Raw genomic sequence first — 19,931 nt, forward strand, 5'->3', positions numbered from 1 at the left:
CAATGCTCAAGTGAAGTGAGTACAACAATGAATATGTCAGTTACATTTCCTGAAAATAGTAAAACCAAGCATTTAAGTCCTGAGCAGATCGAAGCATTTGGACGTAGAGTTGAAGAAATTCGTCAAAATATAATGTCAGATATTGGCGAAAAAGACGCGAAATACATTTATAAAATCCGTAACTTTGTTCGTTATAGCGAAATCAGTTCACGTGCTTTATTGATGTTTGGTGGATGGCTTCCACCTGTGTGGTTGGTTGGTACAGGGCTTTTGGGCATTTCCAAAATTGTGGAAAATATGGAGCTCGGTCATAACGTGATGCATGGTCAGTTCGATTGGCTCAATGATCCGTCACTCAATGGTGCCAATTATGATTGGGATACGATGGCGACAGGGGATGACTGGAAATATACCCATAATTATATTCATCACACCTATACCAATATCGTCGGCAAAGATCATGATGTCGGTTATGGCCTATTACGTGTCAGTGAGTCGCAAAAATGGGAACCACGTTTTCTATTCAATATTCCTTTAGCAATTCAGCTCATGGTGTTTTTTGAATGGTATGTGGGTGTTCAAAATTTACATTTGGAAGATGCATTGATTTATAAAACCAAAACGTGGAAACAGGTGTGGGCAGATGCGACTAAATTTCGTAAAAAAGCACGCCGTCAGATTTTAAAGGACTATGTATTTTTTCCTGTGATTGCTGGACCCAATGCTTTACCTGTTTTAGCAGGGAATGCTGTAGCGAATATCATCCGAAGTCTATGGTCATCAGCAGTGATTTTTAATGGTCACTTCACCGAAGATGCTGAAACCTTTGAAGCGGACAATACTGAAAATGAAACACGTGCAGAATGGTATTTGAGACAAATCCGTGGTTCGAGTAATTTTACAGGGACTGATTGGTTACACATCTTAAGTGGGAATTTGAGCCATCAAATTGAGCATCATTTATTCCCTGATATGCCAGCAAACCGTTATGCAGAAGCTGCACCAAAAATTCGAGCACTCTGTGCAGAATATGGTGTGAACTATAACGAAGCAAACTTCTTTAAACAGTTTGGAAGTGTATGGGTACGTTTGGCGAAGTGTTCTTTGCCGAATGATATGACAGCTAAAGTTTCTGGAACTTTGCAGAAGTTGAAGGGGATCTTTGTTTAAAAAGATAAGCATGATCTCTGAGTTTAACGTATGAATTTTTATGAAAGTTGCATAAATATTCTGTGTGGAAAATGGACACTTATAAAAAAAGCCCAAACAGTGATGTTTGGGCTGTAAACTTTGAAATAAGTATTTGAATTTCAATTAAAATTATAGCACGTTTCGGATGGCATGTATCATGTTAATTTCAGGGAAGCTAAACGATTCAGTTCTTTTCACAGTCGAAATGTAAGCATTTTCAATAATTATAAAAATATGTTAGAAAACAAATTATTAATCATTCATAAATGCAAATGAATACCTTAGATGAATCTCCTTTATTTACATGTCGCTATCAACCGATTTCGTTTATTTTAATTATATTTTTGATCACGGCAATCTTTTCGTTATCAATGAATTCCAATATGGAGTTCAACTCTGTTTATAACTTAAATGATCTTATTGAATTTCTTATAAATCAAAATACTTATGGATGGTTCTTTATCATTTTTATATTGATAGCTTCGATTATATTTATGAATGCTAAATTGATCATTACGACCAATCAAATCTATGTCATCAGTTTTGGATTTTGCATTCGTCATATTGCGAATAAAGAACTTGTTGAACATATTCGGCTGTATGCTTCTTTCGCCTCACGTATCAATATATTACGTCCAATGGCCAAGAACCGTTTAGATTTTAATGAAAAGTTGAAACTAAGCAGTTTAGGATTTTGTTTATTGCCAGAATATCGAGATTTTCATTTAATGAAACATTTAGATTTAAAACAATTTAATGAAATAGACAGAATAAAAATCATCCAAGTCTTAGAGGAACATTGGGATCTAAATCCTAAGAAATTTGTCGGGCGTGAAGAATTAGTAAGAATGAAGATGCAACATAAACTAAAGTAGGAATAACTTCTATTTCACATCATAGGTATTTAGTGAAGTATTGCGATCAAGCGCGTTTTTGATATTTGATTAAGATAAAATATCACTTATAAAATTTAAACAATGGATGTTTTAACAGGTACTACATGATTAAGTATTGTGAATAAAGATACGTCAGTCCGAAACACCAACGAGTAACAAAACCATTCCTCTTGTATCTGCTATAATCTGCGCAATTAATTTTTAGTAAAATTTAGGACAAATCATGCGTATTGACCAACGTACATTAGACCAATTACGTGAAGTAAAAATCACCCGTAACTACACACGTTATGCAGAAGGTTCTGTATTGGTTGAATTCGGTCATACCAAAGTGCTTTGTACTGCAAGTATCGACAATTCAGTGCCACGTTTCCTTAAAGGTAAGGGACAAGGTTGGGTAACAGCAGAATACGGTATGTTACCACGCTCAACGCATACCCGTAGTGACCGTGAAGCAGCACGTGGTAAACAAAGTGGTCGTACACAAGAGATTCAACGTTTGATTGGACGTAGCCTACGTGCAATGGTTGATTTGAAGAAATTGGGTGAAAACACGATCACGATTGACTGTGATGTGATCCAAGCAGATGGTGGTACACGTACAGCAGCAATTACAGGTGCGGCAGTAGCATTGATTGATGCAATGAACGTATTGCTTGAGAAAAAGAAAATCAAACAAGATCCATTAAAAGGTCTAGTTGCTGCGATTTCAGTAGGTATTTATCAAGATGAAGTACTTCTTGATCTTTGCTATGAAGAAGATTCAAGTTGCCAAACTGATTTGAACGTTGTGATGACACAAGCTGGTGAGTTCATTGAGATTCAAGGTACTGCTGAAGAAAAACCATTTACACGTGCACAATCAAATGCAATGTTGGAAATGGCTGAGAAAGGTATTGCGGAACTCGTAAAGAAACAACAAGAAGCATTGGGTTGGTAAGTCTTTGACTTCATAATAGTTTAAGAACTATTAAAAAGCGTACTGAAAAGTGCGCTTTTTTTATGTCATTAATTTGACATTTTAATATCACGGCAATGTCATGAATGCTGTGTATTTCTAAGATCGCATAATAATAAAGGCAAAACCCATGTCCAAAATTTTATTGATTTTAACCTTAGTCATGAGCGTGTTCATCAGTGCGTGTAATAGCGATGATGATGCTGAAAAAGAATCGTCACAACCCAATCCTCAACCGAATTGCACAATGCATTGCGCACCATAATAAAAATAGTGAGTAAAAGGAAATAACCATGAATCGTCGTGATTTTATTTTAAATTCAGGAAAAACATTATTCGGTGCAACTGCTTTGGCGAGCTTTCCTCTGAGTATTCAAAAAGCACTCGCGATTGATGCTAAAGTTGAAACAGGGACGATCCAAGACGTAAAGCATGTGGTGATACTGACCCAAGAAAACCGTTCTTTTGATAATTACTTTGGCACATTTAAGGGGGTACGCGGTTTTGGTGATCGTTTTACCATTCCCTTAGCAGATGGTCGAAAAGTATGGGAACAATACGATAAATCTAAAAATAAAGTATTGCCCTATCACCTAGACAGTAGTCTTGGAAATGCTCAGCGTGTCTCTGGTACACCTCACTCATGGAAAGATGGTCAAGCGGCATGGGATTGTGGTCGTATGGATAATTGGGTTGAACATAAACAACCGCAGTCGATGGGTTATTATAAAAAAGTAGAAGTCGATTTTCAGTTCGCTTTAGCCGATGCCTTTACGCTATGCGATGCATATCACTGTGGTATGCATGCTGGGACCAACCCAAACCGAAAATTTATTTGGACAGGAACTAATGGACCTACTGGGGCAGGGGTGGCAAGTGTCGTGAATGAGTTTGATGGCATTGGTGCATCAACAGTAGGCTATGAATGGAAGACCTATCCTGAGCGTTTGCAAGAAGCAGGGGTAAGTTGGAAAGTTTATCAAAACATGCCAGATAATTTTACTGACAACCCCTTAGCAGGATTCAAACAATATCGCCGTGCCAATGAGCTATCAGGAAAGCCTGTAAGCCATTCAAATCCATTGTGTCCGCCTTATGATGAAACGATAGATACACAACAGCCCTTGTATAAAGGGATTGCCAATACCATGCCAAATGATGGCGGTTTATTGGGACAATTCAAACAAGATATCGTAGATGGGAAATTACCACAGGTCAGTTGGATCGTCGCACCTGCAACCTATAGTGAACACCCTGGGCCATCCAGCCCTGTGCAAGGGGCTTGGTATATCCAAGAGTTACTAAATACTTTAACAGCAAATCCTGAATTGTGGAGTCAAACGGTTCTATTGGTAAACTTTGATGAAAATGATGGTTTCTTTGACCATGTACCATCACCATCGGCGCCATCACGTGAAATTAATGAACAAGGGGAAATCCTCAAAGTTCACGGTAAAACGACTTTAAGTGATGAGCAAATTTCCTATGAATATTTTAACCATCCTCGGGTGAGTGGTTCGACGGCACAACCTTTACTGAAGTATGTGAATGGTAAAAATGAAAACTTCTGGCATGGGGTCTACGGACCTGGCGTTCGTGTGCCGCTGTATGTGATTTCACCATGGAGTCGCGGTGGTTGGGTCAATTCGCAAGTATTTGACCATACCTCGATTATCCAATTTTTGGAACAGCGCTTCGGCGTCAAAGAGCCAAATATCAGCGCATATCGTCGTGCGGTATGTGGTGATTTAAGCTCAGCCTTTAATTTTAAAACGCCAAATATCGACGTATTGCCAACATTGGCAGGACAGAAAACCAAACAGCAAGCAGACTCCATTCGATTAGCACAACAAGGTTTGGCTCAAGTCCAAGTTCCTACATTGCAAAATCTACCTGTACAGGAATCAGGTATTCGCTATTCGAGAGCCTTACCTTATATCTTGCATACCAGTGCTAAAGTATTGCCATCACAGCATCAAGTGCAATTATTATTTTCCAATACTGGTCAACAAGGTGCTGTTTTTCATGTGTATGACAAACTGAATTTAACGGCTATTCCAAAGCGTTATATGGTGGAAGCAGGGAAGCAGTTGGATGACGTCTGGAGTTTAGTTTCAGGTCAGTATGATTTATGGGTACTGGGTCCGAATGGCTTTCATCGAGCCTTCAAAGGTGATATGAAACAAAAAGATCAAGTTGAAAGTTTGCCTGAGATACGTATTTGTGTGGAAGAATGTGATCCGAAAATATATTTAAAGCTTCGCAATGATGGAGCGGAAAAGCTTGATTTAGTGGTCAATGCCAATGCATATCTAAAAAATAAAACTTGGAATATCACGCCTACTCAAACAGAGGTAGAGATAGTTTTGGATATGGCTGTAGTGTATGGCTGGTATGACTTTAGTGTGAAAATTCAGGGACAAGAACATTTTGAACGCCGTTTTGCTGGCCGAATCGAAATCGGCAAAGACTCATATTCCGATCCATTCATGGGTAATACCACTTAAAACGGTTTAGGTGAAAAGCGTACATATTTGTGCGCTTTTTCATTAAAAAATTACAGAGCTAAGTTTTATAATTGAATAGCATGGAAATGAAAATTTTAGGAGTTAAAAATGAAATTAATCATCATTTTCTTCACTATGTGTACTTTTTTGCTTGTAGCATGTGATTCGAGATCAGATCAAAATCAAGGTGATCAAGATTCTGTATTGAAGCATAATTCTGACAACGACAACGACAACGACAACGACAACGACAACGACAACGACAACGACAACGACAACGACAACGACAACGACAACGACCGTAAGAAAAATGATCGTGATGATGATTAATCTAGTGGTTCATCAAGTAAAAAAAGGAGGCTATGCCTCCTTTTTATATATAAAAATTATGAAATACGATGAGATTTCAGTTGTTCATAACTGAAATTTTTACCATTGATCACATCCATATTAAGATCTTTATATTGCTGTAAAATTTCTATTTTTTGTTGATCACATGCTTGATTACTTGGCGAACCTGTTTGGTGAATTTGTGAGTAGCATTCTTGAACAGAATTCATAAAATCATAATAAGGCGAAGAAGGTAAATGTGCCGCACGAAGTACTTTTTGAGCAAGGAAATGGGCAGGAATTATTGAATTGGGAGCTGAGTTTGAAAACTCACTACGATTTATTTCAAAATTACTCCATACAGCCAAAGGTGTACTAAAGAATTTCGCATTATTTTTTTGTGCTTTCTCTTCAGCATTGGCGTAGAAACCAAACTGATCAAAGACCTGACCTAAGTTCGGTAAGTGATCACCGAAGAAAATAATCATTGTTGGACGTTCAATTTTTTTAGCTTCATCAATCAGTGTTTTAAAATGTTGATCTGCACGTTGCATACCTGATAAATAAGTATTTAATTGGCGCTTATTTACATCTGAAATGCTATCTTTAGTGATTTTAAAATTGTCTTTTCCAAAGCGATCATCATTGTAGTTAAAGTGATTTTCCACCGTAATCGCATAAATAAATTGAGGTTGATCTTTAGATTGCTGTAATTGAGCATGAATACTTTGATAAATTAAATCATCATTCGCCCAACCACCTTTATTGGTATATTTTTTACGATCTACGGCACTTACCATATTTTCAATCGAGGTAAAACGGTTAAACCCTAAGTTCTGATAAACCGTACTTCGATTATAAAAATATTTGCCATTGTTATGCATCACAGTGCTGTCATATCCCAAACGATTCATATGCTGTGCTAGAGAGTACGTTGGTCGTTTCAATTTAGAGACATAAGCCAATTCATTGTGATTGAGCATGACATTCAGACTGGTTAGGACTTCAAACTCAACATTAGCAGTACCACCACCAAAAGAAGGTGATAAGAAATGATTAACCTGATATCGATCAATGGTAGGTGTAATATTTTTAGGGATACTTTTATCCAGCTGACGGGCATCCCAATGCGCTTCACTCATCACAAAAATAATATTCGGCAATATTGACTCATTAACGCCATTTTTCTTAGGCACATTGCCAATAGAGTCAGGATTCAGATCTTGAGAAGGAGGAGTGACATTAAGTATCTGTTGAACACGACTTTCATCAATATCTTCAGTTTTAAAAATTTTAGTATTTACACCATCTAAGGACTTAGAAACAAAAAAGCTCACATAGCCCATATTTTTAATGGTGAGATGATCACCGACCCAATCGCCACTTGTATTTGGCAGTGCATGAACATAAGGGCAAATCAATTGTTTTTTATTGTCCGCGCAAAATTCACTAAAGTTATTACTAAAATTTGCAGTAACAAAAAAACTGATTAATGCCACAGAAAAAAGAGCGTTGGGAATAAGCCATTTTAATGGCTCAATGCGCTCTTTTTTATACATGAAATAACAGATAACCATCACTAAAATAGTGACGATAACAACAGAGAGCTTCAATAAAAAAGGTGCAGCGGTAAAGGTTTCAGGCAGCAATAAAAAGTCACTGGGTACTAAACTGGCAGAAAGATACTGTTCTTTTTTAATATTAATAAACGTGAGGCTAAAAAAAATGAACTGACTGACAAAGAGTGTCATCCATGTCTTTCTAAGGACTAAATAGACGAGAGAAATGAGCGCATAATTAATAAGAACAGAAAAACCATACTTATATAATCTAAGCTTAAACTGGTAATCAGAAAGTTTTAAAAAGCGTTGTAAGTCCTCTTGATAAAAGAAAAAAATGACGACAGAGAGAAGCGAGGCAAGGACAAATAAAGCCTGCTGTTTTAATGTGGACATTTTGATCTAGTATTAAAATAAGAAGGGGAATTATTATAAAAGTTTGGGCAATGATTTCAATGACTTTGAGTGCAGATATATCTTGTCATTTTGATCAAAAAATATACCTGCATTTTTCTATTAGCTTATTGGTTGGATTATTTCTTCAGATTATGCGGGATTAAAACGCATGGATAAATCGATAGCAGTCACGTCTTTGGTGAGCACACCCATTGAAATATAATCGACGCCTGTCGTAGCAACATGACGTAGATTTTCAATAGTAATATTTCCAGAGGCTTCCAGTTTACAACGCCCAGCAACGTGCTTAACCGCATCCATCATTTGTTGTTGGCTAAAGTTATCTAGCATGACAATATCTGCACCTGCTTCGAGTGCTTGATTGAGTTCATCCCACGTTTCAACTTCAACTTCAACAGGTTTATTTGGGGCGATTTGATGTGCCTGCTGAATGGCCTGAGTAATGCCACCTGCTGCCATGATATGATTTTCTTTAATCAAGAAAGCATCGAATAAACCCAAACGATGATTTTGACCACCACCCACTGCGACCGCGTACTTCTGTGCAATACGAAGTCCAGGAAGTGTTTTACGAGTATCCAGTAATTTTGTATTTAAACCTTCGAGTTGTTTAACATATTGAGCTGTTTTAGTCGCAACAGCAGATAAGGTTTGAATAAAGTTTAAAGCAGGACGTTCTACTGTGAGTAGACTTCTCGCAGAACCACTGAGTTGAAGAAAAACTTCATTGGCTTCGACTTGATCACCATCTTTTTTTAGCCATGTGATTTGGACATTTGCATCAAAAGCTTGAATCAGTGCATTCACCCAAGGTTGACCCGCTAAAATCATATTTTCACGGCTGAGAATGTTCGCAGTGGCTTGCTCATTTTCAGGGGTCAATAGGGCAGTGATATCACCATCGCCAATATCTTCTTGTAGTGCTTGCTCGATATTGATTTGGATGGTTTGTTCAAGCAAAGATTGCGGTATGCTCATAAATTCCCTATCGTGTATACCTGAAAAATGAACAATATATTACATCAGCTGAAGTCAAGATGCATATGTCTTTAAAAAGTGATTCAGTGCAAAAATGATTTAGTATGTATTTAGATGAGAATGCATCATTGGAGTCGAAATGTCGGAAGTAGTTAAATTTCAAGTTGTCGATGGCTTCTTACAAGGGGCAAGGTTTATTCCATCTCCAAATTTTAATCAGCGCCCTGAACTCACCGACATTCAGCTGATTGTGATTCATAACATCAGTTTACCGCCCTCTCAATTTGGAGGTGGCTATATTGAACAATTTTTTCAAAATCAACTGGATTGGAATGGACACCCATATTTTAAAACCATTGAAGGTATGCAAGTTTCGACTCACCTTTTGATTCTACGTTCAGGCGATGTTTTACAGTTTGTAAACTTTAAAGATCGGGCGTGGCATGCAGGACGTTCGACTTATTTGGCTCAAAAAGAATGTAATGATTATTCTATTGGGATTGAACTGGAAGGCAGCGATGATACAGACTTTGAAGAACAGCAATACCATATATTGGCTGAAGTTGTGAAAACATTACAATGTGCTTACCCTCAGATTAAGCAACATATAGCAGGGCACTCTGATATTGCGCCAGGGCGAAAAACAGATCCGGGGCCACATTTTAAATGGCAATACTTTCGTGAAATGTTAAAGCAAAATAAAACAACTTAACCGTTAATAATATTCCACCCAAACATTTTTCTTTTTAATTACAATAACGACATTCTTTTCAGTGGTGAATACGATGGCGCTTTGGCGATCGACTTTTATTGTCAGTGCAATGACGATGTTGTCACGTGTTTTAGGTTTAGTACGTGACATGGTTCTACTCAACGTCTTTGGTGCAGGCAAAGATTTTGATACCTTTGTGGTAGCCTTCCGTATTCCAAACTTTTTCAGGCGGCTGTTTGCAGAAGGTGCATTTTCGCAGGCTTTTATTCCTGTTCTCACTGAATATAAAACCACAAAATTACATGCTGAAGTGCAGATTCTGATTAGTCGTGTATTCGGCTGTTTATTGGTCGTAATGACCATTTTGACCTTATTTTGTATGATTATTGCACCTGCAATTATGTATATTTATGCGCCAGGTTTTCATAATGATCCTGCAAAATTTGATCTCGCTGTCGATTTATTTCGTTTAACCATTCCTTACCTTTTATTCATGTCTTTAACGGCATTTGCCAGCAGTATCTTGAACAGCTATGGCTCATTTACCACGCCTGCATTTGCACCTGTTTTATTAAATATCGCCATGATTGCAGGGGCACTTTGGTTGTCACCTTATATGGCAACGCCGATTATTGCTCTGGGTTGGGCCGTGGTGATCGCAGGTATTCTGCAATTGGCATTACAAATACCAGAATTATGGCGTAAAAAACTGCTGATACCCCCTAAGATTGATTTCAAGCATGAAGGCGTTGAACGTATTTTGAAATTGATGTTGCCTGCACTATTTGGTGTTTCAGTCACTCAGATTAACTTATTGCTTAATACGATTTGGGCATCGTTTATGCAAAATGGTTCTGTCTCTTGGTTGTATACCGCAGAGCGTATGACAGAATTACCTTTAGGATTGATTGGTGTCGCGATTGGCACCGTCATTTTACCTGCATTGTCGTCACGTAAAGCCGAACAAGATCAAACTAAATTTAAGCAAATGCTGGATTGGGCAGCGCGAGTGATTGTATTTGCAGGTATCCCTGCCAGTATTGCGCTGTTTATGTTGTCCACACCAATTATTCAGGCACTTTTCCAACATGGTGCATTTGATGTTCGTGATACGCAAATGACAGCATTGGCACTGCAATGTATGAGTGCTGGTGTATTGGCATTCATGTTGATTAAAGTCTTTGCACCTGGTTTTTATGCTATTCAAGATACCAAAACACCTGTTCGTGTCGGTCTGATGGCTGTAGCTGCCAATGCCATTTTAAATGTGATTTTCCTTGGGATATTTAAATATATTGGTTGGGACGAACAACATATGGCTTTAGCGATAGCCTCATCTGGGTCAGCTTTAGTGAATGCGGGAATGCTCTATTTCTATTTACATAAACGAAATATTTTCCGTTTTGGAGCACATTGGAAAAAGCTATTTATTCAATTTGCCATGGGTAATCTGGTGATGATTGCCGCACTTTGGTATGGATTGACATGGTATACGGGTGATGTTGCTCCATGGATTCGAGTACTTGAAGTTGTGGGCTTATGTGTGATTGGTGTCTTGGCTTATGCCATTGGATTGCTAGTGTCTGGTTTTAGACCACGCGATTTAAAACATTAATCTTTAATTCTGTAATAAAAAACATCGCGTGAGCGATGTTTTTATTTGAATGATTTGAAATGATGTAATGGCTTAAGACCCGATTTTAAGCAGTTCAATATCAAAAATCAGGGTGCTATTTGGTTCAATAGAATCACCAGATCCAATTTCACCATAAGCCAATTTTGCAGGGATAAAGAAACGGTATTTAGCACCTTCTTTCATCAGCTGTAAGCCCTCAGTCCAGCCTTGGATCACTTGGCTGGCTTGAAATTCAACAGGTTGATTACGTGCAATCGAACTATCGAAAATCGTACCATCGATTAAACGTCCTTCATAACTGACTGTAACTTTTGATTTGGCAGTAGGGCTTTGCCCTGAGCCATTTTTGAGTATCTGATACTGTAATCCACTTGGCAACGTCACTACGCCTGCTTTTTTAGCATTTTCAGCGAGAAATTGTTGTCCTGATCTTAAATTTTCAGCAGCAAGTTTCTGAAACTTAATCAATTGTTTTGCTTCATTGATTTTCTTAAATTCTAACAAAGCTTTAGCCATTTCTTCATCGGTTAAGCTAGATTTTTCAGCAGCAGAACCTTGTTTTAAACCCATGACAAAAGCATCTAAATTGATGTTGCTTAGGGTTTCAGCATTACTACGTCCCATGAGGAAACCATAGCTATAACCCATCTGTTGTTGTTGTGAACTTTTATTATTGATGGTGTCGGCATATGTTGCACAACCACAAGCGACGAATAATGTACTTAGAATTAATTTTTTCATCATTTATTCCAAAAAAGGAGAGCGATGCTCTCCTTGAAATTGATTATTTTACTTGTACCAATTCAACATCAAAAATGAGTGTACTAAAACCTGGGATAGGACCTTGGTTCTGTTCACCGTAACCTAAGTAAGCAGGAATGTATAAAGTTGCTTTAGCACCTTCTTTTAAGTGTTGGAAACCTTCTGTCCAACCCGCTACAACTTGATTCAATGGGAATTCAACAGGCTTACCTGATTCTAATGAACTGTCAAAAACAGTACCATCAATTAAAGTCCCTTTATAATGTGCAAGTACTGTTGATTCGGCTGTAGGTTGTTTACCTGTACCTTGCTTGGTAATTTTATACTGCAAACCAGAGTCAGTGGTAATCACACCTTCTTTCTTTGCATTTTCTTTAAGGAATTTTGTATTTGCATCATATGCAGCAAGTGCTTGTTCAGCTTCAGCTTTTTGTTCAGCGGGAATACTCGCTAAATTGGTACGAAGCTCATCCATGCCTTTTGCATAAAGTTCTTTATTGAGTAGTACTGTTGCAGACTTAATCTCTGCTTCTGAATACTTTGATGGCTTTTCAGACTTAGCATCAAGTAAACCCGCGACTAAAGCATTCACATTTACTTCAGCTGGAATTTGTGATGCCATTTGATAACCGTTGGCATAACTGAGCTTATTTAAAACTTCGCTATTTTGACCTTCTTTTACAGCAACTGTTATTAAGGCTTGGCTCGTAGCTGGCGTTTTTGAAGCATAATAAACAGGTGCGAGTGCAGCTCCACCTAAAAGAATTGCGACAGCGATGGGTAAGGCTTTACTCATGAGGATTCCTAATTTTTAATCTTTAATACGCTACATTATTGAGGTAGCTTGTTGTATGAAGCATATATCGTCTAGTCTATAAACGATAGAGAAATTAAACTAAATCTACCGAAAATAACAAGATACAATATTTAAAAATAAGTGGTCTATGCAATAAAAAGCCAGAATCGAAATTCTGGCTTTTAAATTTTAATAAGTTAAATGATGTTAGTCATTGTCTTTTGATGCTTTGTAGGCATAGTTATAATTATATCCATAACCGTAACTACCTCCTGCATTACGCTGAATGTCATTTAAAATGAAGCCATTGACTTTAACACCCGCTTGCTCAAAACGATTGATTGTAATATCAAGCTCTTTCATTTGTGTTTTTGAATGACGAGCGACGACTAAATTCACCCCTGCATATTGAGCAATAATAATACCATCAGTGACTGCCAATACTGGCGGTGTATCAATAATGACATAATCAAACTGAGTAGAAAGTTGCTCTAATAATGCTTTAAAACGTGGAGAACCTAATAACTCAGATGGATTATTTGGACTTTTACCACGAGTCATTACGCTCAAACCGGAGACATTGCTGTCTCGAATCACCGATTCTAGCGAAGATTGTGAGTTTAGGTAGTCTGTGAGTCCCGGTTGAGTATCTATATTAAAATATTTATGGATATAACCACGACGTAAATCCGCATCAATAATTAGTACACGGCTACCAGATTGAGTCAAAATTGTTGCTAGGTTGGTTGAAATAAATGACTTACCCACTTCTGGAGAAGGACCAGAAATCATGATGATGTTATTGGCAGCCGAATTTAATACAAAATGAATTGCAGTCCGCATACTGCGTAAGCTTTCAACCGCAATATCATCACCATGCTTTACAGCTAAAATAGGAATCGACTTTTTCTTTTTCAATAAACGAATGCGATTTTCTTGTAACGGTGAGCGAGGGACTGTAGCATAGACTGGCAGATTAAACTCGTTTTCTAATTGAGTTGCATCTTTAATGCCTGATTTCAGCATGTTTCTGATCAGTGCAATCAGTACGCCAATAAATCCACCAACAAATAATGAAAGCAATAAAATAATGAGTGAACGAGGCTTAACTGGTTTTACAGGTTCTACTGCGTGGTCAATGATGCGTACGTTCCCAATTTCACCTGCTTCTGCGATTTTGAGTTGTTGGTAGCTATTTAGTAGCGTTGTATATAATTCGGTATTTACTTTTACATCACGATATAACTGTAAATAAAGACGTTGTGTCTCAGGCAATTTTTTAATCGTCTGAGTCATTTCGGATGTTTTTTGATCAATTTCAGCAAGCTGAGCATTTACTGCTGCCATGAGTGGATGATCATTGGTATATTTTGATGATAATTCAGCTTGCTGTTGTTGTAACTCAATTTTAATTTTTGCCAATTCAACATTTTGTTTCAGCATCAATTCAGCTTCTTGAGTCACGTCAATCGTATTATATTTTTGACGGAAATCATTAAATTTGATTTCTGAAATTTCAAGTTGCTTTTTTAACTCAGGGAGCTGTTTGTCTAAAAAGCTCAATGTTTGCTTAGACTCTAAACTTTTTCTTTCAACATTTTGTGCTTGATAGACATTGAGGACATTGTTAAGAACATCGGTAATGTGCTCTTGATCTGTACCACTATATGATAAGCCGATCACACCAGATTGTTTGCCTCGTTCACCTACACCATATTGTGAGCGAACAAGGGAAACCGCAGAAGGTAACGACAGTTTTTTAAGGATGAAACTTTGCTTAAAAGGCGTTTTATTAAATAGCGCTATATTCCATTGCCCAAATTTATCAGTTTTGATATTGGCAGTATTTAAGGTACCTTCAAAAACGATATTATCTTTATAGCTGAGTGTGAATTTATCTGTATTGATAAAATTTAACTCTAGAGGCTTATCAATATAATAGGCAGGAACATCAAGTGTTTTGATGACAAATTCAGATTTTTCATTTTTAAAAATAACTAAATTATTCTTATAAATCGTTTGGTTTTTATTCGGTTCTATGATTCGGTTAAATAGAGTATCTTGATTATCATGAATACGAATATTCAGATTTAAGTCTTCAATCACTTTACCCAAGATCATACGAGAGTTTAAAATCTCAATTTCAGCATCGGCAGCAGATTTACCACCTACGCCAGGTACAGCTTTGCTTAGATCGCCTAGTAGTGCTGCAGCTCCTGCACCTTTACTATCTTCGACTTGTACCAATGCATCAGTCGAGTAAATAGGTGTAGTAACTCTTAAATATAGCAAAGCGCAAATCAAGCTTAAAATCACACAGAGTGCAATCACTTTCCACTGTGCGATCAGTGAAAAAAACAACTCTTTTAAGTCAATAGTGTCGTCAGTCGTGTTCGAATTTTGATTCATAAAAAACTACTAAATAAATTTTAAATATGTGATTTCCAATCCGCAACATAGGACTGTATGTTACGACACGTTTCTTCAAAAAAAGCTTGATCATGTTGGTAAGGATCAGGCACATTTTGTCCTTGCCAGTGACCTAGTCGAAACACTTTACCTTTAGCAAAAGGCCAAGTGTGTTCGATATGTTTTTGTTGATTGCTACTCATCACCAAAACCAGATCCGCTTTTTTGATTAATTCTGCATTGATTTGCTTGGCTATATGAGAACGCATATCAATATCTAGCGTATCCATACACGCGATTGCTTTATCATCTGCTGGATGTCCAACCATTGCAGATAGTCCCGCTGAATCAATCTGCAAATCAGGATGCTGCCTTTTGATTAGATATTCGGCCATAGGGCTGCGACAAATATTACCGACACAGACCACTAAGATATTTTGAATCTGCATCTTGATTACTTACCTAACTGATCAAATGAGTATAGTGCACTTGAGAACGGAACAATTTGGCTCACTACGCGTTGCCAGCGAGTCAACCCCGTTGCATCGATATACACGATATCATTTTTTTTCATATTGAATTGGTTGGCTAAGGCTAAGTTGCCTAAACTACTTAAATTCAAATGGTACACAGTAGATGTTTTAGCTGCTAAGTCCGTACGCATTACATAAATGCGAGCCGCACTTGCAGACAAAGGGTTAATACCTTCACTTTCACCCAATACATCACTTAAGGTCATACCTTGATCGCGTAAAGCTAGCCCCTGACTTTTATTTGACTCACCCATGACATAAACTTTTTGGTTTTGCTTTGTATTCACAAAAACGGTGTCATTGGACTGTATGAGTAAATTATGGAGTGAAAATCCATTTTTTTCCAAATCTAATGAATTTAAGTCATAAGTTTGACCGTTACGAATAAGCTGAATATTGGTGGTGTCACCAGTCTCTGGATTAATACCACCAGCCATGCTTAGTGCTGTATACAGGCTTACAGGTTGATCATTTAAAGTATATTGACCACTTTTAAGTACTTGACCATTGACAAAATAACGGCGACCTTCGTAAGACAAAACCCGAACAATGGCATCAGGATGTTTTAAGAACCGTGAAAACTGGCTTTTTAAAAGCTTATTGACTTCAACTAAAGTTTTACCAGCTACTGTTAGTTGTCCGACGAGTGGCAGGTAAATATTTCCGTTATAATCGATTGTATACCCAAGTGCACGAGCATTTCCTGAATCTGTTACTGGAGGCGTGATTTCAGGATAAGCCCATAATTGAATAGAAAGAACATCCCCAGAAGACAAACGATAGGTACTTTGATGGTTTTGAAATAGATGTGAAATTTGGGAAAGTGATGTAGATGTAGATGTAGATTGTGTTATTGCTGGCAGTGATTGTTGACTGATCTGAACAACATTCAGTTCAGCACCTTGATCTGTTTTGTATTCACCTTCGTTGGGAATATCATAAGTTTGAAGTCCAGAGGTGATGGCACACCCTGAAAATAAGAAAGAAATTGCGAGAAAAAGTGATGTGCTTTTGTAATTCACATTCAAAACCCTTAATTTGTAATATATTGTTGCTTGAAGTGTTTCTATATGCAGCAAATTCTATTCTAAATTTAAGTTCTTGCCTATTGTTTAATGTTAAGGGATGAAATGATTGTTTTACAGCATTGCAGCGTATGTGCAATACACGCGGTATTCGGTATAATTATATGGAATCGATTTAAAAAATGCGCGTTGATTAAATTTTATAATAACTGTGATATGAACCACTATGAATTTGTGATTTAAATCACATTTTTGGTGATGAGCGATGATCAGTATTGATGGTTTTAATTCGAAAATGTAAATAAAGGGTTTATACGTAAAAATGAAAATATTAGTGACAGGTGGTGCAGGCTTCATCGGTTCTGCCGTGATTCGACATATTATTAAAAATACCGAAAATGAAGTTATTAATATCGATAAACTTACCTATGCAGGCAATTTAGAGTCTCTGGCTGAGGTGGATCAAAATGAGCGCTACCAATTTGCTCAAGTCGATATTTGTGATGCGACTGCTTTAACTCAAGTTTTTGCTACGTTTACACCTGATTTGATTATGCACCTTGCTGCTGAGTCTCATGTTGACCGTTCGATTGATGGTCCTTCTGAGTTTATTCAAACCAATATTGTGGGGACCTATACACTTCTTGAAGTGGCACGTCAGTATTGGCAAAACTTAGATGAAAGCAAACAACAAACATTCCGTTTTCATCATATTTCAACAGACGAAGTCTATGGCGATTTAGAAGGCACTACAGATCTGTTTACTGAAACTACATCTTATGCGCCAAGTTCTCCTTATTCAGCCAGTAAAGCCAGTTCGGATCATTTGGTGCGGGCGTGGCATAGAACCTATGGCTTACCTGTAATCGTGACCAATTGTTCAAATAATTATGGCCCTTATCATTTTCCAGAGAAGTTGATTCCGCTGGTCATCTTAAATGCACTTGAGGCCAAGCCACTGCCTATTTACGGAAAAGGCGATCAAATTCGTGATTGGCTTTATGTTGAAGATCATGCCAGAGCGCTCTATAAAGTCGTGACAGAAGGTGTGGTCGGCGAGACGTATAACATTGGTGGTCACAATGAGAAGCAAAATATAGAGGTGGTGAAAACCATTTGTTCTATTTTGGATGAATTACGCCCTCAAGCGAATAACACACGTTATGCGTCATTAATCACATTTGTGAAAGACCGTCCAGGTCACGATTTGCGTTATGCGATTGATGCGTCGAAAATGGCCAAAGAATTAGGCTGGAAACCAGAAGAAAGCTTTGAAACGGGCATTCGTAAAACGGTTGAATGGTATTTGCATAATACCCAGTGGGTGGACCATGTAAAAAGTGGCGAATATCAAAACTGGTTGACGAAACAATACTAGGATTGATGATGAAAATACTATTATTGGGTAAGCATGGTCAAGTGGGATGGGAGCTTCAACGTGCATTACAGCCCTTAGGTGAGATCATCGCTTTAGATCGCAGTGTAAATGATCTGGGTTTATGTGGCGATGTGGGTGATTTTTTAGCGATTTCTAAAGCAATGGATGTCATCAAGCCAAATATTGTGGTCAATGCGACCGCCTATACGGCTGTAGATAAGGCTGAGTCTGAGGTCGATCAAGCCAATCATATCAATCATCTGGCAGTCAAAAACTTAGCTGAGTTATCTAAACAACATAATGCGTTGTTGATCCATTTCTCTACCGATTATGTTTTTAATGGTGAGGGTGTAGAGGCTTGGCGTGAAGGTGATCAGTGTGCTCCTATAAACGTATATGGCAAAACCAAACGCGATGGTGAAATTGCTTTAGAGCAGAGCCATGTTGATTTTATTAATTTTCGTACTTCTTGGGTATATGCAGCGCAAGGCAATAATTTCATTAAAACCATGCTTAAATTGGGTCAAATCAAAGATGAGCTCAATATTATCCATGATCAAGTCGGTGCACCTACAGGTGCTGCTTTAATTGCAGATGTGACGGCGCAAGTAATCCGTTTCTATAGCTTATCTACTGATGAGCAAAAAATAAGTTTAACTGGACATTATCATCTTGCTTCAACAGGTACATGTTCTTGGTTTGAGTACGCACAATATATTTTTAAGACAGCCAAAATTCTGGGTCAGGACCTTAAAGTGAATCAGGTCAACCCAATTAATACTGTGGAATATCTGACGCCGGCTAAACGACCATTAAATTCACGATTAAATACCCAGAAATTACAACAAACATTCAAAATACATCTGCCGCATTGGGAACAAGGTGTAGAGCAAGTGTTACAGGAAATCATCAAATGACTCAAAAAAATAGAAAAGGCATTATATTGGCAGGCGGGTCAGGTACGCGTTTGTACCCGATCACCATGGGAACATCAAAGCAGCTGTTACCTATTTATGACAAGCCCATGATTTACTATCCTTTGTCAGTCCTGATGTTAGCAGGAATAAAGGAAATCTTAATTATTTCAACACCAGAAGACTTACCTAATTTTGAAAAATTATTAGGCACAGGCGAAGAAATCGGTTTAAAGCTGTCTTATAAAGTTCAACCTTCACCAGATGGATTGGCGCAAGCCTTTATTTTGGGTGAAGAATTTATTGGTGAAGATAATGTCTGTCTGGTTCTAGGCGATAACATATTTTATGGTCAAAGTTTTAGTACTCAGTTGAAACGTGCTGCAGAGCAAGAAAAAGGTGCTACAGTTTTTGGATATTATGTGAATGATCCTGAGCGCTTTGGCGTAGTAGATTTTGATGGGACAGGTAAGGCACTCAGTATAGAGGAAAAACCGGAACAGCCTAAGTCTAATTATGCTGTAACAGGTTTGTATTTTTATGACAATAGCGTCGTTAACATTGCAAAAAGTATTCAGCCTTCGCACCGCGGTGAACTTGAAATCACTGATGTGAATAATGTGTATTTGCAGCAACAACAACTGAATGTCGAACTGCTTGGGCGTGGTTTTGCTTGGCTGGATACTGGAACACATGACTCTTTACTTGAGGCGAGTCAATTTGTGCAAACAGTAGAGCATCGCCAAGGTTTAAAAATTGCTTGTCTTGAGGAAATCGCATTTAACAATGGTTGGATTAATGATCAGCAATTATTAGAGCGTGCTAATTTCTTTAAGAAAACTGGGTATGGTCAATATTTGTTGAAATTGCATAAAGAGCATCAACCCAAAATTTAAGCTTAACGTCAATGGATATGAAAATTTAAGTGGT

Annotated in this window: 18 protein-coding genes; 11 read left to right on the forward strand and 7 right to left on the reverse strand. The window is 37.7% G+C overall.

Annotation, left to right across the window (positions count from 1 at the left end):
* Window positions 1-27 precede the first annotated feature (27 nt).
* The 6 genes from AC5YDM_RS10870 (at window position 28) to AC5YDM_RS10895 (ending at window position 5,882) form a co-directional block, all read left to right on the forward strand.
* A complete protein-coding gene (locus tag AC5YDM_RS10870) occupies window positions 28-1,170 on the forward strand; it encodes a fatty acid desaturase family protein (protein ID WP_496152130.1) in 1,143 nt (380 codons plus the stop codon).
* A gap of 515 nt (window positions 1,171-1,685) precedes the next feature.
* A complete protein-coding gene (locus tag AC5YDM_RS10875; protein ID WP_496152131.1) occupies window positions 1,686-2,066 on the forward strand; it encodes a hypothetical protein in 381 nt (126 codons plus the stop codon).
* A gap of 244 nt (window positions 2,067-2,310) precedes the next feature.
* The gene (gene rph, locus AC5YDM_RS10880; protein WP_496152132.1) at window positions 2,311-3,027 is read left to right on the forward strand and encodes a ribonuclease PH; all 717 of its coding nucleotides are present in this window, start codon (window positions 2,311-2,313) and stop codon (window positions 3,025-3,027) included.
* A gap of 148 nt (window positions 3,028-3,175) precedes the next feature.
* Window positions 3,176-3,310: a hypothetical protein gene (locus AC5YDM_RS10885; RefSeq protein ID WP_496152133.1), complete on the forward strand. Its 135-nt coding sequence runs from the start codon at window positions 3,176-3,178 to the stop codon at window positions 3,308-3,310.
* Between the two features lie 28 nt (window positions 3,311-3,338).
* On the forward strand, window positions 3,339-5,552 hold the full coding sequence (locus AC5YDM_RS10890) for a phosphocholine-specific phospholipase C (RefSeq protein WP_496152134.1): 2,214 nt from the start codon (window positions 3,339-3,341) through the stop codon (window positions 5,550-5,552).
* A gap of 108 nt (window positions 5,553-5,660) precedes the next feature.
* The gene (locus tag AC5YDM_RS10895; RefSeq protein ID WP_496152135.1) at window positions 5,661-5,882 is read left to right on the forward strand and encodes a hypothetical protein; all 222 of its coding nucleotides are present in this window, start codon (window positions 5,661-5,663) and stop codon (window positions 5,880-5,882) included.
* Between the two features lie 56 nt (window positions 5,883-5,938).
* Here AC5YDM_RS10895 and AC5YDM_RS10900 read toward each other — a convergent pair whose 3' ends face one another.
* Entirely contained in the window at window positions 5,939-7,837 is a 1,899-nt protein-coding gene (locus tag AC5YDM_RS10900) for an LTA synthase family protein (RefSeq protein WP_496152136.1), read from the reverse strand.
* Between the two features lie 150 nt (window positions 7,838-7,987).
* The gene (nadC, locus tag AC5YDM_RS10905; RefSeq protein WP_496152137.1) at window positions 7,988-8,836 is read right to left on the reverse strand and encodes a carboxylating nicotinate-nucleotide diphosphorylase; all 849 of its coding nucleotides are present in this window, start codon (window positions 8,834-8,836) and stop codon (window positions 7,988-7,990) included.
* Between the two features lie 139 nt (window positions 8,837-8,975).
* Here nadC and ampD point away from each other — a divergent pair, with 139 nt between their 5' ends.
* Both ampD and murJ read left to right on the forward strand, forming a co-directional pair.
* A complete protein-coding gene (ampD, locus tag AC5YDM_RS10910) occupies window positions 8,976-9,548 on the forward strand; it encodes a 1,6-anhydro-N-acetylmuramyl-L-alanine amidase AmpD (RefSeq protein ID WP_496152138.1) in 573 nt (190 codons plus the stop codon).
* Between the two features lie 64 nt (window positions 9,549-9,612).
* On the forward strand, window positions 9,613-11,163 hold the full coding sequence (murJ, locus tag AC5YDM_RS10915; protein WP_496152214.1) for a murein biosynthesis integral membrane protein MurJ: 1,551 nt from the start codon (window positions 9,613-9,615) through the stop codon (window positions 11,161-11,163).
* Between the two features lie 72 nt (window positions 11,164-11,235).
* On the opposite strand, the gene bamJ (AC5YDM_RS10920) is transcribed toward murJ, so the two are convergent.
* The 5 genes from bamJ (AC5YDM_RS10920) to AC5YDM_RS10940 all read right to left on the reverse strand — a co-directional run bounded on the left by bamJ (AC5YDM_RS10920) (window position 11,236) and on the right by AC5YDM_RS10940 (window position 16,706).
* Window positions 11,236-11,925, reverse strand: coding sequence for a BamJ family beta-barrel-assembly machinery protein (bamJ, locus tag AC5YDM_RS10920; protein ID WP_496152139.1), 690 nt, complete (start codon window positions 11,923-11,925; stop codon window positions 11,236-11,238).
* Between the two features lie 43 nt (window positions 11,926-11,968).
* On the reverse strand, window positions 11,969-12,742 hold the full coding sequence (bamJ, locus tag AC5YDM_RS10925; protein ID WP_496152140.1) for a BamJ family beta-barrel-assembly machinery protein: 774 nt from the start codon (window positions 12,740-12,742) through the stop codon (window positions 11,969-11,971).
* 207 nt (window positions 12,743-12,949) lie between these two features.
* The gene (locus AC5YDM_RS10930) at window positions 12,950-15,151 is read right to left on the reverse strand and encodes a polysaccharide biosynthesis tyrosine autokinase (protein ID WP_496152141.1); all 2,202 of its coding nucleotides are present in this window, start codon (window positions 15,149-15,151) and stop codon (window positions 12,950-12,952) included.
* Between the two features lie 20 nt (window positions 15,152-15,171).
* Entirely contained in the window at window positions 15,172-15,600 is a 429-nt protein-coding gene (locus AC5YDM_RS10935; protein WP_496152142.1) for a low molecular weight protein-tyrosine-phosphatase, read from the reverse strand.
* A gap of 5 nt (window positions 15,601-15,605) precedes the next feature.
* Window positions 15,606-16,706, reverse strand: a complete 1,101-nt coding sequence (locus AC5YDM_RS10940; protein WP_496152143.1) for a polysaccharide biosynthesis/export family protein — start codon at window positions 16,704-16,706, stop codon at window positions 15,606-15,608.
* 325 nt (window positions 16,707-17,031) lie between these two features.
* Between AC5YDM_RS10940 and rfbB the strand changes: the two genes are divergently transcribed.
* Genes rfbB through rfbA form a run of 3 tightly spaced genes read left to right on the forward strand, consistent with a single transcriptional unit; the run spans window position 17,032 to window position 19,897 of the window.
* The gene (gene rfbB, locus AC5YDM_RS10945) at window positions 17,032-18,087 is read left to right on the forward strand and encodes a dTDP-glucose 4,6-dehydratase (protein ID WP_496152144.1); all 1,056 of its coding nucleotides are present in this window, start codon (window positions 17,032-17,034) and stop codon (window positions 18,085-18,087) included.
* Between the two features lie 8 nt (window positions 18,088-18,095).
* On the forward strand, window positions 18,096-19,004 hold the full coding sequence (gene rfbD / locus AC5YDM_RS10950) for a dTDP-4-dehydrorhamnose reductase (protein ID WP_496152145.1): 909 nt from the start codon (window positions 18,096-18,098) through the stop codon (window positions 19,002-19,004).
* On the forward strand, window positions 19,001-19,897 hold the full coding sequence (gene rfbA / locus AC5YDM_RS10955; RefSeq protein WP_496152146.1) for a glucose-1-phosphate thymidylyltransferase RfbA: 897 nt from the start codon (window positions 19,001-19,003) through the stop codon (window positions 19,895-19,897). The genes rfbD and rfbA overlap by 4 nt, the downstream gene beginning before the upstream one ends.
* Window positions 19,898-19,931: the final 34 nt, after the last annotated feature.

It is taken from the genome of Acinetobacter sp. CY81 (assembly GCF_059515925.1).